Origin of the sequence: Salinivibrio sp. EAGSL, from assembly GCF_013366455.1 — a bacterium.
Taxonomy (GTDB): domain Bacteria; phylum Pseudomonadota; class Gammaproteobacteria; order Enterobacterales; family Vibrionaceae; genus Salinivibrio; species Salinivibrio costicola.
Genome location: NZ_JABWMG010000009.1, coordinates 110,350 through 123,237 on the forward strand (window position 1 = coordinate 110,350; position 12,888 = coordinate 123,237).

General features: G+C 53.3%; 15 protein-coding genes and 1 pseudogene. All 16 read right to left on the minus strand.

Translation table 11 applies throughout. The features are described 5' to 3' along the window. Positions 1-31 precede the first annotated feature (31 nt). Positions 32-1,081: a pseudaminic acid synthase gene (gene pseI, locus HLG76_RS07595; protein WP_175993394.1), complete on the minus strand. Its 1,050-nt coding sequence runs from the start codon at positions 1,079-1,081 to the stop codon at positions 32-34. Further along, positions 1,065-1,643 carry a UDP-4-amino-4,6-dideoxy-N-acetyl-beta-L-altrosamine N-acetyltransferase gene (pseH, locus tag HLG76_RS07600; protein ID WP_077669607.1) on the minus strand — a complete coding sequence of 193 codons (579 nt, stop codon included), beginning with the start codon at positions 1,641-1,643 and terminating at the stop codon, positions 1,065-1,067. Before pseH ends, pseI begins: the two co-directional genes overlap by 17 nt. Continuing rightward, positions 1,634-2,323, minus strand: coding sequence for a hypothetical protein (locus HLG76_RS14990; protein WP_254877646.1), 690 nt, complete (start codon positions 2,321-2,323; stop codon positions 1,634-1,636). The genes pseH and HLG76_RS14990 overlap by 10 nt, the downstream gene beginning before the upstream one ends. Continuing rightward, positions 2,266-2,727, minus strand: coding sequence for a hypothetical protein (locus HLG76_RS14995; RefSeq protein WP_254877647.1), 462 nt, complete (start codon positions 2,725-2,727; stop codon positions 2,266-2,268). The genes HLG76_RS14990 and HLG76_RS14995 overlap by 58 nt, the downstream gene beginning before the upstream one ends. After that, on the minus strand, positions 2,724-3,428 hold the full coding sequence (gene pseF, locus HLG76_RS07610) for a pseudaminic acid cytidylyltransferase (RefSeq protein WP_077676709.1): 705 nt from the start codon (positions 3,426-3,428) through the stop codon (positions 2,724-2,726). Before pseF ends, HLG76_RS14995 begins: the two co-directional genes overlap by 4 nt. 3 nt (positions 3,429-3,431) lie before the next feature. Next, complete coding sequence (gene pseC, locus HLG76_RS07615) at positions 3,432-4,577, minus strand: UDP-4-amino-4,6-dideoxy-N-acetyl-beta-L-altrosamine transaminase (protein WP_175993410.1); 1,146 nt, start codon at positions 4,575-4,577, stop codon at positions 3,432-3,434. A 12-nt stretch (positions 4,578-4,589) separates the two neighbouring features. Then, positions 4,590-5,585: a UDP-N-acetylglucosamine 4,6-dehydratase (inverting) gene (pseB, locus tag HLG76_RS07620; RefSeq protein ID WP_025738853.1), complete on the minus strand. Its 996-nt coding sequence runs from the start codon at positions 5,583-5,585 to the stop codon at positions 4,590-4,592. Positions 5,586-5,743: 158 nt separating this feature from the next. After that, on the minus strand, positions 5,744-5,908 hold the full coding sequence (locus HLG76_RS07625) for a hypothetical protein (protein WP_021022338.1): 165 nt from the start codon (positions 5,906-5,908) through the stop codon (positions 5,744-5,746). Between the two features lie 250 nt (positions 5,909-6,158). After that, on the minus strand, positions 6,159-6,512 hold the full coding sequence (locus HLG76_RS07630) for a hypothetical protein (protein WP_217706517.1): 354 nt from the start codon (positions 6,510-6,512) through the stop codon (positions 6,159-6,161). Positions 6,513-6,717: 205 nt separating this feature from the next. Beyond that, a complete protein-coding gene (gene hisIE / locus HLG76_RS07635; RefSeq protein WP_077459182.1) occupies positions 6,718-7,341 on the minus strand; it encodes a bifunctional phosphoribosyl-AMP cyclohydrolase/phosphoribosyl-ATP diphosphatase HisIE in 624 nt (207 codons plus the stop codon). Next, on the minus strand, positions 7,338-8,111 hold the full coding sequence (gene hisF, locus HLG76_RS07640) for an imidazole glycerol phosphate synthase subunit HisF (protein ID WP_077669611.1): 774 nt from the start codon (positions 8,109-8,111) through the stop codon (positions 7,338-7,340). Before hisF ends, hisIE begins: the two co-directional genes overlap by 4 nt. Continuing rightward, positions 8,093-8,830: a 1-(5-phosphoribosyl)-5-[(5-phosphoribosylamino)methylideneamino]imidazole-4-carboxamide isomerase gene (gene hisA / locus HLG76_RS07645; protein WP_175993395.1), complete on the minus strand. Its 738-nt coding sequence runs from the start codon at positions 8,828-8,830 to the stop codon at positions 8,093-8,095. Before hisA ends, hisF begins: the two co-directional genes overlap by 19 nt. A gap of 6 nt (positions 8,831-8,836) precedes the next feature. Next, positions 8,837-9,435 (minus strand): annotated as a pseudogene (gene hisH / locus HLG76_RS07650) (imidazole glycerol phosphate synthase subunit HisH). Next, entirely contained in the window at positions 9,435-10,517 is a 1,083-nt protein-coding gene (gene hisB, locus HLG76_RS07655) for a bifunctional histidinol-phosphatase/imidazoleglycerol-phosphate dehydratase HisB (RefSeq protein ID WP_368656350.1), read from the minus strand. Before hisB ends, hisH begins: the two are co-directional and overlap by 1 nt. Further along, positions 10,514-11,566, minus strand: a complete 1,053-nt coding sequence (gene hisC / locus HLG76_RS07660) for a histidinol-phosphate transaminase (protein ID WP_101494571.1) — start codon at positions 11,564-11,566, stop codon at positions 10,514-10,516. The genes hisB and hisC overlap by 4 nt, the downstream gene beginning before the upstream one ends. 2 nt (positions 11,567-11,568) lie before the next feature. Beyond that, complete coding sequence (hisD, locus tag HLG76_RS07665; protein WP_175993397.1) at positions 11,569-12,885, minus strand: histidinol dehydrogenase; 1,317 nt, start codon at positions 12,883-12,885, stop codon at positions 11,569-11,571. Positions 12,886-12,888: the final 3 nt, after the last annotated feature.

Here is a 12,888-nt window from a genome sequence, read left to right on the forward strand (position 1 = left end):
TTGTGGTCTCGGGAATGACCCACTTAGACAATCAGTTTATATCCTCCCACGACAACGCGGTGCCTTTGGTTAACGCGCGTGTCGCGCGTTTTCCGAGCACCGCATCATAGTGTTTCGGCGCCAACCCAAAGCCAGGACGAATACTGCGCACATTATCGGGCGTGAGTGGCTCACCGGGCGCGATATCCTCACAGACATACAAAGAGCGCCTAAATTGACGGTTGCTCGACTCGGCCTCTCGGGTGGTGAGGGCGCTTTCTCCTAACGCTTGCCACGCCGCGTGGGTTTGCTCACAAAGCGCACTGAGTGCAGGTGGCGTAAGCGAGAAAGCAGCATCCGGGCCTCCCGAATTTTCAGAGAGCATCACATGTTTTTCAATCACGCACGCGCCGAGTGCCACGGCTGCGATCGCGGCGGTATTGGTCAGCGAATGATCGGATAAACCCGCCAATGTTTGATAGCGGCTGGCTAAGGTTGGAATGGTTCGCAGATGGCTTTGTTCCATCGGCGCGGGGTAGGCGCTGATACAATGAAGCAACACCAGCTCACGACAGCCGTTATCACGGGCCGTCGCCACCGCCTCGGCAATCTCTGTCTCGTCAGCCATGCCGGTTGAGATGATCATCGGTTTACCGGTTTGCGCGGCATAGCGAATCAAGGGCAAATCAATCGCCTCGAACGAGGCAATTTTATAGGCGGGGGCGTTAAGATCCTCGAGCAAGTTAATCGCTGAGCAATCAAAAGGAGAAGAGAATAGGGTGATACCCTCCTTTCGTGCGTGATCAAATAACGGCTTGTGCCACTCAAACGGGGTTTGTGCCCAGCGATATAGTTGGTGGAGACTATAACCATCCCACAGTCCGCCTTTGATCTGAAATTCATCGTGGTCGCAATCAAGGGTAATGGTATCGGCGGTATAGCTTTGCATTTTGACAGCATCGGCACCGCAGGCTTTGGCCATGGAGATGGTTTGCTTGGCAAGCTCAAGGCTACCATTATGGTTGGCCGACATTTCGGCAATGATATAGGGAGGATGCTGGGGACCGATCAAACGGCCTGCAATTTTAATGTCGTTGTTCATAAACCGCATCGATATTCAGTTTGGTTTGAAGGGCGCTGGCGTCTTGCTGCCACTCATCAGCGGACAAAGACAGGCACACAATCTCGACTGTTTTTCCCTCAGGCAGGGAAAAGGTGCGTTGCCGACTTTGCGGCGTTTCACGAAAGCCAAAGCGTTGATGTAGCCGAACCACTCCCTGGTTATGACTGAGCACTTCACAGTTCAACTGGGTCACACCCAAGGTCTCAAATGCTAAACTTAATGCGCCAAATTCCATGAGTGCGCCGCTGCCACGCGGTGCATCTGGGGCCGCATAAAAAGCCCAGGTCGCACTTGTCCTATTCTCGCTATCGAGGTCAAGGTTGACCACGCCAAGCGGGGTGTTTGGTTGGCTGTCTACGCGCTTGTAGACGATATAGAAATAACGGTGCGTATTGGCGAGCATATGGCTGAACCATGCCTTGTGCTCATCATGGCTAATTTCATGCTGAGTGTACATAAACTGGCGGACAGCGGGACGATTGCGCCAATGCCATAAGGTGTCACTGTCCGCGTGACTCACCGCTTTAAAAATCAGTTGCATAAGTCATGCTCCAAGGCCGCGACCACGCGCTCTGCGCCTTTTCCATCGGTGATCGCTGGCAGAGTAGGAAGCTGATACCAGTTTGCCGCAAGATGCTGCAGTGCAGACGCGTAATCTTGCCAGCGGGTGTGCTCACCGCGTCCTAAGTATTGATAGCCCGGTTGTCCGGCGAGATACTCGGCCATGGCGTGTTGGTTTTCCGCCACACACACCAAGGTGCTCGGAACCCCCAAGCAGCTGCGCTCAATGGCGGTCACACCGGCCGCCCCAAACGCATAGCGTGCCCGTGCCATGTGGGCATCAAAGTCCGACAGTGCTTCCACTACGCTAACCCCTTCGGGGACAGGCTCTTTACACAATGCATCGCGGTCTGGGTTACGCCGGCCGGTGACAATTAATAGCGAGAAAGGCAGCCTATCGAGCTTTTGCTCTTCTTCTAGGTGTTGAACGGCTTCTAGGTGCTTCACCGCGTCCACGAGCTTGCGGCTTTCACCGGTCGGGTCCGTGCCGGAGAAAAAGGCGATTACCTTATCTTCCCGCGGCGGCGGAGACTGATGTAAGGCGGCAAATGCTGGACGCAATAGTGCATAGTCTGGCCCCAATAAGCATCGGGTTTGTGGATTTACAAGCCGTGATGCGTAGCGCGTGGTGAGATCAGGCCAAGGATTTTGATCGAGCAAAACGCGCAATCGTGGGGCCGATTGGCTAAATCATCGACTACCATCACCGGACAGCACAATTGGATGTGAATTGACTGCTCCCAGCGGGCATCGAGGGCGTAATGATCCACCACCATCAAATCCACCGGCTGGTTAGCGACGTATGCGGTTGTCTCTTCGGCATCTTGCCGCTGGCTCACACCAAGCCAATCGGTGTTGCTAAGCGAGTTTTTGGGAGCAGGCAACACCGCCACCGTTAAGCCTTGTTCATGGCTGACTGCTATCAAATTGCCGGGCAAGTCGCGACACACTAAGGTCACCTGATGGCCAGACCCTTGTAGCATGCTAGCCAACACATGCATGCGGCTGATGTGGCCGGTACCTATCGCTTGGGAGGCATCGACTCGAATGGCAATATGGCTCATAGCAAGGCTTGTTGCTCCAACAGTTGATACATTAGCTCAGCGCGTAGCCAGTCATCCGGCTCATCAATGTCTTGCACGCGGTAATGAGGGATCAACACGGCTTTCGAGTGAGGGGAAAAAACCGGTTCGCGCGCTAAAAAAGCACTTGGCGTGCCCCAGTAAAACATTCCCGCATCGTGGTAGGCCGGCTGTAAGTCTTGTGAACGGGTGGTGAAGTGCTCGGGCCACAACATGCTGACACTGCCATCGGCATCGACATGAATACTGCGCTGAATCGGAAAGGCGTAGCGGGTGGCGGCAAAACTGTATTTGACGGTGTCGCCGTCCAGTAACGCTAAGCCTTGGCGCAAGTCATCCGTGGTGACAAAGGGAGTGGTAGCATACAGGCAGCATATCGCTTGCAAAGGCGTTTGCTGTGGCGACGGGTTAAGCCACTGGATCGCATGCTCAAGCACATCCAAGGTCGTAGCGTGATCGCCGGCAATCTCGGCGGGACGTACAAAAGGCACCTCTGCCCCTGCATCGCGCGCCACACTGGCAATGTCGTCGCAATCGGTGGAAACCAAGACGCGATCGAATAGTCCACTTTGACGCGCTGTCGCAATAGCATAAGTGATAATGGGCGCACCGTTAAACAGTTTGAGATTCTTGCCCGGAATGCGTTTGCTGCCACCTCGGGCGGGAATAATACATACATTCATCGGTCACGCGTCCTCAATGGCTTTTTGTAGCGCAGCAATCACTGTGTCTTGCTGTTGCTCGGTTAAATCGGGGTAAAGCGGCAAAGTGAGTGCGCCCGCGTAATACTGTTCGGCGAGCGGGAAGTCTCCGAGTTGGAAGCCCAGTGCCTGATAGTAAGGTTGCGTATGCACAGGAATATAGTGCACGTTCACGCCAATGCCTTGCGCACGCATTGCCTCAAAAACGGCGCGGCGTGTATCGGCGTGCTCAAGCTCAATCAAATACAAATGCCATGCCGACTCAGGGTCTAAAATGGGTCGCTTGACGGGCAAATCCGCCAGCGCTTGGTGGTAGCGCTCGGCGAGTGCAAACCGTTTGGCGATAAAGGAACGAAGCTGGGTTAATTGTGAACGGCCAAGTGCGGCATGAATATCCGAGAGGCGATAGTTCATCCCCAATGCATGCTGCTCATAACCCCAAGGCGGCAAGGCTGCGTGGCAGTCTTCTGCGTCACGGGTGATCCCGTGGCTACGTAACTGACGCAGCGCTTTCGCCAATGTGGCATTTTGGGTAGTGGCAACCCCTGCCTCTCCCGCGGTGACCACTTTGACTGGATGAAAACTAAACACGCTAATATCGCTGTACTGGCATCCACCCACCGCCGCTTCTTGATAGTAGGCGCCCATCGCATGTGACGCATCCTCAATAATGGCTACCTGATAACGCTTGGCGAGCGCGGCAATCTCGGCCATTGGCGCACTGACACCGGCCATATGCACCACCACCAGCACTTTGGGTAAGCTGTGAGTAGCGGCCGCTTGTGCCAGCTTTTTCGCGAGCTGCTGGGGGCATAGATTACGTGTGTTCGGGTCGATATCGACAAAGTCCACCTCAGCATCACAGTATCGGCCACAATTGGCTGACGCGACAAAGGTGATGGGGGAGGTCCATAAACGATCGCCTGGGCCCAGTCCTAACGCCAGACAAGCCAGATGCAGGGCAGATGTCGCGCTATTAACGGCGACCGCATGCGCAGCCCCGGTGAGTTCGGCGACGGCGGCTTCAAAAGCCGGAACTTGCGGGCCTTGCGTCAGATAATCACTTTTTAGCACCTCAAGCACAGCGGCACAGTCTTGCTCGCTAAGATGCTGCTTTCCGTATGGGATCAACGCCATACTCCTTTACTGCTCGGTGTCGAGTTGCAAAATAGCCTCGACGGTTAACACATCTGGGTTAGTGCCTGATTGATACTCAAACCCTTCTGGCACGGGCTGTCCTTTCTCACCCAACGCATTTTCTCGATAGTCATCATCGGCATCGTAGAACTTAATGGTGGGGCAAATCACGTAATGATCGGCAAATTCGAGCGTCAGGTGCGCATCATCAGCCGGACACATCACTTCATGCATTTTTTCGCCGGGGCGAATGCCTATCACCTTGACGGGTGTGTTCGGGGCATAGGCGCTGGCGAGATCCGTCAGGCGAACCGATGGGATCTTAGGAACAAATATTTCTCCGCCATACATGCGCGAAAAGTTTTTCAGCACAAAATCCACCCCTTGCTGCAAGGTAATCCAAAAACGGGTCATTTCAGGATGCGTAATGGGCAAGTGATCCGCGCCTTCCGCTGCCTTTTTCTTAAACAAAGGCACCACAGAGCCGCGCGAGCCGACCACATTGCCATAGCGCACTACCGAAAAACGTGTCTTTTGGCCCCCGGTCATATTGTTAGCGGCGACAAACAATTTATCTGAACACAGTTTGGTGGCGCCATAGAGATTATTGGGGCTGGCGGCTTTATCGGTCGAGAGCGCAATCACTTTTTCGACCCCGTTGGCAATCGCGGCTCGAATCACATTCTCTGCACCGTGAATGTTGGTTTTGATACACTCCATCGGGTTGTATTCGGCGGCAGGTACCTGCTTGAGTGCAGCAGCATGAATCACATAGTCAATGCCTTGCATCGCTTGCATTAAACGATCGCCATCACGCACATCGCCGATAAAATAGCGCATGCAAGGGGCGTTAAAGGTTTGCTGCATTTCATATTGCTTGAGCTCATCGCGAGAGAGCACCACGAGGCGACGTGGTTGATAGCGTTCAAGCAGGGTGCGGACGTACTTTTTACCAAAAGAACCAGTACCGCCGGTGATCAGAATGGATTTGCCGTTAAACATAGGACGCCTTGTCACTAACTGTCGGGAATACAGGCAGTTTAACTGATCTGAGCAGGATTTGGCGATCTGCTAGGGCGTTCTGGTGATAATGGGTGGTCAGCGATTAAAATTTATAATACGTGGTGCTAAGTGAGCGCGTAGGCAGAAAGCGATAACAATTATGCTTTCGCTGGACCAGCAAGGCGGCCAGCCAGTGTCTTTGGTGATTTGACTTTCAGTGCTTTATCGAATGATAAGCGAGTTTTATCCGCATGATATTGCATACGTTTAAGCGCTTTTTCCAAATCGAAGTCATCTGTTTTTTTTGTCGCTAATTGTGTCATACGTACCTCCATATTGATGTAATTATAACCGAATAAAATGGGGTTGCAAAGCTGCTGAGTGCTCAGCTGATACGCTTGAACAATGCATTGTTTCTTGGATCGAATGGATCGCGTTGATTGAAACCTAATAGGTGATAGTAATGGAGTAAGTCTTCATTCTCTATTGGATCTTGGATTCCAATCCATCCGGCATTGATAGCAGCAGCGAACAGTTCGGCACATCGCGAGGCGATGGGAAGAATATAACCTTTCAAGGGGTTACTGCGTCTCCTCCTTGAATATAGTTGATTTTTACAACTAGTCTGCCCTCACTCGCTTTCCCGATCATTAGGCCACTAAGATCCTGGTGGTGCCATATCGCCAGCTCTAATCTAGCCATATGATCTCTGCGGTACTGTTGCAGTATTTGTCGCCAATCCCAGCCAATCTGACGAACCGGTGAGGGATGCCACTGGTTTTGAGCAACAAGCGCTAATTCATTGATTTCAGTTAACGAGATACAGTCAATTAAATCAGGTTGAAGCTGCTCAAACTCGCTTTGCGTTTGTTTCAGTACAGCCAGCCTTAGTGAGCGGTATTTCTCTGTAATAAGCTGTTTTCTCATGGAGGCATTGATGTTTTAAGGCTTCTCGAATTGTGCCTTTATATTGAATACTTAAGGAGCGATAGTATCAGAGTGGCGTTTTGTTTTTATGGGTTAAAAGCGATAGACGGCGGATGCTAGTACTTTATTGATATGTCAGTCGCAAAAAGCGCCGCATGTGGACGGCGCTTTGGAGGGAGCATGTATAGGTTAACGCGCTTCGCTGTTAGCCTTGATGGCGAGAGGCGAGGACTTCGGTTACTTGATGGAGGCTAAGCTCTTGGTCTTGCAGTAATACCAATAGGTGATAAAGCAAGTCGGCACTTTCGTTTAATAGCTCGGCTTTATCGCCTGCCGTGGCAGCGAGGGCGACTTCGACCCCTTCTTCCCCCACTTTTTGCGCGATACGCTTGGTGCCTTTGGCAAATAAGCTCGCGGTGTAAGACGCATCAGGTTCGGCGTCTTTGCGGCTGGCAAGCACTTGCTCTAGGCTCGACAAAAAGCCGGGACCCGTGTGTGGCGGTTTGTTGTCACTGTCAAAGCAGGTGGTCGTGCCGAGGTGACAGGTGGGCCCGTGTGGCGTCGCCGTGACCAATAAGGTATCTTGATCGCAATCGAGTGCAATGTGTTCCAGGCTCAACACATGACCGGAGCTTTCGCCTTTTACCCAAAGACGCGACTTGCTGCGCGACCAAAAGGTGACGCGACCGGTTTCGAGCGTCGCGTTCAGTGCATCGGCATTCATGTAGCCCAGCATCAATACTTGGCCGCTATCACTGTGTTGGATAATCGCAGGCACCAAGCCGGCGTTTTTCTCCCAATCGATACGTTCTACCCACGCTGCCGTCATACTCTTACCTCGATCCCTTGTTGTTTTAATGTTTGTTTTAATTCGCTTATCGCGATGATTTGCTTGTGAAACACCGAAGCGGCCAGCGCGCCATCGACATTTGCTTGTAAAAAGGCGTCGGCGAAATGCGCGATTTCACCGGCACCGCCGGAGGCAATCAGGGGCACCTGACAGCGCTCTCTCACCATTTTTAGTTGGGTTAAGTCATAGCCTTGGCGCACGCCATCGCGGTTCATCATATTAAGTACGATTTCGCCTGCGCCCCGCTGTTGGACTTCCTCAACCCACGCGGCGGTTTGCCAAGGTGTGGCCTGAGTACGGCTTTCATCGCCGGTAAATTGATAGACCTGATAGTGCCCGGTCGCTTCATCGAAGAAGGAATCAATTCCGACCACCACGCACTGCACGCCAAACTTATTGGCCAGTCGCGTGATTAAGCTCGGATCGGCCAATGCCGGTGAGTTAATCGATATCTTATCCGCGCCAAATTCCAGGATTTGCTGGGCATCGGCTTCGGATTTAATCCCACCGGCGACGCAAAAGGGGATATCAATTACTTCCGCGACGCGACTAACCCAGCTTTTATCGACCACCCGGCTGTCACTGGAGGCGGTGATGTCATAAAACACCAGCTCATCAGCGCCTTCTTCGGCGTAGCGTTTGGCGAGCGGGACGATATCGCCGATGATTTCGTGATTACGAAATTGCACGCCTTTTACCACTTGTCCGTCGCGGACGTCCAAACAAGGAATTATCCGTTTTGCCAGCATGCGATCGCCTCCTCTGCGCTAAAGTTGCCTTCCAGTAGGGCGCGGCCGACGATCACGCCTGCCACGCCAGTGTTGCGTAAGGCGCGAATATCTTCGAGACTGCCAATGCCGCCTGATGATTGAAACGCAATGCTCGGATAGCGCTGACACAAGTCGCGGTAAAGCGCCACATTGCTACCTTGCAAGGTGCCATCGCGGGAGATATCGGTGCACAGCACATGCTCTAGCCCGACGGACAAATAATCGTCGAGTAGCGCTTCAATGGTGACGCCGGAGTCTTGTTGCCAGCCGGACACCGCCACGCGTCGCGTCCCGTCGTTGTCAATATGAATGTCGAGTGCCAATACAATCCGGTCAGGGCCGTAGGTTTTCATCCAGCCTTTGACCAAATCGGGGGATTTGACCGCGGTGGAGCCGATCACTACGCGCTGCGCGCCGGTGTTTAGCAGCTCAATCACGTCCATTTCGGTGCGCACGCCGCCGCCGATTTGGATATTGGCGGGCGTTGATTGCAAAATCTCGGTGATTAAATCGACCTGACGCGCGGTCGGATCTTTGGCACCGGTTAAATCCACGAGGTGCAACCAATCCGCGCCCGCTTGATGGTAACGTGCGAACTGCTCACGCGGGTCAAAACCGTAGTCGGTTTTTTGCTGATAATCCCCTTGATAAAGGCGCACCACTTGGCCATCTATCAAATCGAGTGCTGGTATAATCATCCTTGCTTACATCTCCAAAAAATTCTGAATCAAACGCGCGCCCACTTTGCCCGAGCGCTCAGGGTGAAACTGAACCCCGTAGTAGTTGCCTTGATTGATTGCTGCGCTGAACGCATGACCATAGTGACATTGTGCCAGGGTATAGTCACCGACCGGCATCGCGTAACTGTGGACAAAATAGAAGTAGCTGCCCGCGACAATGCCGTCGAATAAGGGATGGTCATTGACGGTGGCGACCCGATTCCAACCCATATGAGGTAAAGGCTGGCCATCGGTATCCATTAGCTTGGTCGGCGCGGGGATGTGGCCAAGGCACTCAACCGGGCTATCGCCTTCATCGGAGCGTGTGCCTAGCATTTGCATACCAAGACAAATTCCCAGTAGCGGTTGCTCAACCTGTTTAACTAAATTTACTAAGCCGCGCTCGGTGAGGTTTTCATCGCTTCGCTGGCTGTGCCGACGCCGGGCAAAAAAAGCTTGTCTGCCCCCAGCACTACGTCGGGATCGCGGCTCAATGTGGCTTGATACCCCAGGCGTTCGACAGCAAAGCGTACCGAGGAGACATTGGCGCAGCCGGTATCGATAATGACGGTGTGTTTGCGCATTATAAGACTCCTTTACTGCTTGGCAGAGCATCGCCTTCTACCTTAATGGCTTGACGCAAGGTGCGGCCAAAGGCTTTAAATAAGCTTTCTACCAAGTGATGGGTGTTTTCGCCATCGACGGTCAGGTGAAGGGTACAGGCCAAAGTATCGGTCAATGAGCGGAAAAAATGCCCGACCATTTCGGTCGACATATCGCCCACTTGTGGCTGCGGGAAGCTGGCCTCAAATTTAAGAAACGGACGTCCGGATAAATCCAACGCACATTGCGCCAAGCATTCATCCATCGGCAGGCTAAACCCAAAACGGCCAATACCGCGCTTATCGCCCAGCGCCCGTTTAAGCGCGTCGCCCAAGGCGAGGGCGGTGTCTTCAATGGTGTGGTGGTCATCGATGTGCAAATCGCCTTTAACGCCAACGCTCAGCTGAAAACCGCCGTGGGTGGCGATTTGATCCAACATGTGGTCAAAAAAGCCCAGTCCGGTTTCAATGCGGCTGCCGCCACTCTTATCCAGGTTAACAGCCACCTGAATGTCGGTTTCTTTGGTGGTGCGAGTCACCGATGCGATGCGCGGCTGCAAGGTCAGACGCTCGACAATCTGTGGCCAGCCCATCACGTCGCGTTGGTACTTGATCCCTTGTAGCGCCATATTGTTGGCTAAGGTGATATCGGTGTCGCGATCGCCAATCACCGCCGATTGGGCGAAATCAATCCGGCCCTGCTGCAGATAGTCTTTTACCAAGCCTAATTTGGGCTTGCGGCAGCTACAGTCGTCGCTATCAAAGTGCGGACAAATCAGCACGTCTTCAAAATGGATCCCTTGTGAGCGAAATAACGCCATCATCATGTTGTGTGGTGCATCAAAGTCCGCTTGCGGGAAGCTATCGGTCCCTAAACCATCTTGATTGCTCACCATCACCAAGGTGTAGCCCGCCGCTTGCAGGCTAAGTAGTGCGGGGATCACGTCCGGCTCAAAGGCCAATTTATCCAGACGATCCACTTGGTAGTCTTCAGGCGGCTCCACAATCAAGGTGCCATCACGGTCAATAAATAAAATCTTGTCTTTCACAGTGGTTGTCCTTATTCACTGAGCTGCTGGCGGATAAAAGCCAACACTTTTTCACATTCGTCACGGTTGCCAATACTGATGCGTAAGCTGTTCTCGATCGCGGTACGGCGCACAATAATCCCCGCATTACCCAAGTGCTCGAACACCGCATCGGTGTCGTCCAGGCTTATCAGCAGGTAGTTACCAAAGCCTGGATGCACCTTGATGCCGGGCAGCATACTGAGGCCGGCTTGCAAATAGGCACGGTTGGCGGTTAAGTCCAAAACCTGATACTTCATCCGCGCCAAGCCCGCTTCAGAGAGCGCTTGCTCGGCAATATCTGCCACGGGCACCGGCACCGGATACGGCGGGATCACCTTGAGCATCAAGTTAATAATAGCGGGATTGGCGAGGGTAAAGCCGCAACGTAGTCCCGCCAGAGCGAACGCTTTTGATAGCGTGCGCAAAATGGCCAGATTCTCAAAGCGCGCGAGTAAATCGGTGCAGGTCGCTTCTGGACTAAATTCGATATAGGCTTCATCCAACACCACAATCGCGCGACCTTGGGTGCGGGTGAGTAGCGCTTCTATGTCGTCGCGGTTAATTAAATTACCGGTCGGATTATTAGGACTACATACGAAGATAAGCTTGATGTTGGCATCTGCCTCCAAGGCGGAATCAATTCCTGCCATGTCCAGCTGCCAGTCGGCGGTGAGCGGCACTTGGGTGGTCGCGATCCCTTGGTTTTCTGCACTGACCGCATACATGCCATAGGTGGGTGGGCAAATCAGTACGCTATCTTGGTTTGGCTCGCAAAACGCGCGCAGCAATAAATCAATCCCTTCATCGGCGCCACGAGTGGTAATCACTTGGCCCGTGTCTACCCCCGCATAGTTGGCATAGGCATTAATCAATGATGCCGGCTGACAGCTGGAGTAGCGATTGAGTCCTTGGCCGCTCAGGGTATAAGCATTGTCAAAGGGGGATTCATTGGCATTGAGCCACACATCCCCGCTGCCACCGATACGGCGGGCTGACTGATAGGGCGTGAGCGCTTGTACTTGCTCACGGGCGAGTTTATCGATGCTCATACTAACGGGTCCTCTGAGGCTTGGGCTTGTTGTAGCTTATTTAGACGAATATCGACCGCTTGGCGATGCGCATCCAAGCCCTCGGCTTCTGCGATTCGCATCACGGTCGGGCCCAGTGCTTGTAAGCCGCTTTCGCTGACCTGTTGCACTGTCATCCGCTTATTAAAGTCGGCCAGCCCTAAACTGCTGTAGGTACGGGTATAACCGTAAGTCGGCAACACATGGTTGGTGCCTGAGGCGTAATCACCCACGGATTCGGGCGAATAGGCGCCCAAGAAAATCGAGCCAGCGTTATCCAACAGCGGTAACAAATCTCGAGGCTGCTGAGTCTGCACAATCAAGTGCTCTGGCCCGTAGCGGTTAGAAATCGACACGCATTGGGTGAGGGTGTCGGCAATAATAATCACACTACTGCCCAGCGCTTGCTTGGCAATTTCTGCACGACTGAGCGTGGTTAATTGCTGTTGCACCGCATCGGCGACTTTTTCTGCCATCTCTGGGGCTGGGGTCACTAGCACTACTTGCGAATCGGGGCCGTGCTCCGCTTGGCTGAGTAAATCCGCGGCAACAAAGTCGGGATCCGCGCCGGCATCAGCAATCACCAAGACTTCAGAGGGGCCGGCAGGCATGTCCATCGCTGCGCCATTGGCAGCAAGGCTCACCTGACGTTTGGCTTCGGTGACATAGGCATTGCCCGGACCAAAAATCTTATCCACCTTGGTCACACTTTGGGTGCCAAAGGCCATCGCCGCCACCGCTTGTGCGCCACCTAGGGTATAAATTTCATCAATCTCACACAGTTTGGCGCAGTATAAAATTTCATCGGCCACCGGCGGCGGGGTACACAGCACCACTTTGCGGCAGCCAGCAATTTGCGCCGGCACGCCCAGCATCAACACGGTAGACGGCAAGGGCGCGCTACCGCCAGGAATATACAGCCCGACGCGGTTAATTGGGCGAGTGATGGATTCACATACCACCCCCGGCATGGTTTCGACTTTCAACGGCTGGGCTTTTTGTGCGCGGTGAAAGGTGCTGATGTTGTCGTAGGCTTGACGTAGGGCAAGTTTGATATCTTCCCCCAATCGCGCTTCGGCATCGGCCAAGATCGCTTTGTCGAGTTTGATGCTATCGAGCTCGACACCATCAAATTTTTTGGTCAGCGCCTTTAAACTCTCATCACCACGTTCTCTCACATCGGCGATAATCTCCGTGACACTGGCTTGGGTTTGTGCGCCGGTGGCGATGGCAGGGCGGCGCATCAAGCCCTCTTTTTGTGACTCTCCGAGTGATTTCCAGACTACTGTTCGCATGGT

Bases quoted from the DNA above. Each gene is read 5' to 3' on its own strand.
- pseI (WP_175993394.1), bottom strand. From the start codon at position 1,081: ATGAACAACGACATTAAAATTGCAGGCCGTTTGATCGGTCCCCAGCAT.
- pseH (WP_077669607.1), bottom strand. From the start codon at position 1,643: ATGCAACTGATTTTTAAAGCGGTGAGTCACGCGGACAGTGACACCTTA.
- HLG76_RS14995 (WP_254877647.1), bottom strand. From the start codon at position 2,727: ATGAGCCATATTGCCATTCGAGTCGATGCCTCCCAAGCGATAGGTACC.
- pseF (WP_077676709.1), bottom strand. From the start codon at position 3,428: ATGAATGTATGTATTATTCCCGCCCGAGGTGGCAGCAAACGCATTCCG.
- pseB (WP_025738853.1), bottom strand. From the start codon at position 5,585: ATGTTTAACGGCAAATCCATTCTGATCACCGGCGGTACTGGTTCTTTT.
- HLG76_RS07625 (WP_021022338.1), bottom strand. From the start codon at position 5,908: ATGACACAATTAGCGACAAAAAAAACAGATGACTTCGATTTGGAAAAA.
- HLG76_RS07630 (WP_217706517.1), bottom strand. From the start codon at position 6,512: ATGAGAAAACAGCTTATTACAGAGAAATACCGCTCACTAAGGCTGGCT.
- hisIE (WP_077459182.1), bottom strand. From the start codon at position 7,341: ATGACGGCAGCGTGGGTAGAACGTATCGATTGGGAGAAAAACGCCGGC.
- hisF (WP_077669611.1), bottom strand. From the start codon at position 8,111: ATGCTGGCAAAACGGATAATTCCTTGTTTGGACGTCCGCGACGGACAA.
- hisA (WP_175993395.1), bottom strand. From the start codon at position 8,830: ATGATTATACCAGCACTCGATTTGATAGATGGCCAAGTGGTGCGCCTT.
- hisD (WP_175993397.1), bottom strand. From the start codon at position 12,885: ATGCGAACAGTAGTCTGGAAATCACTCGGAGAGTCACAAAAAGAGGGC.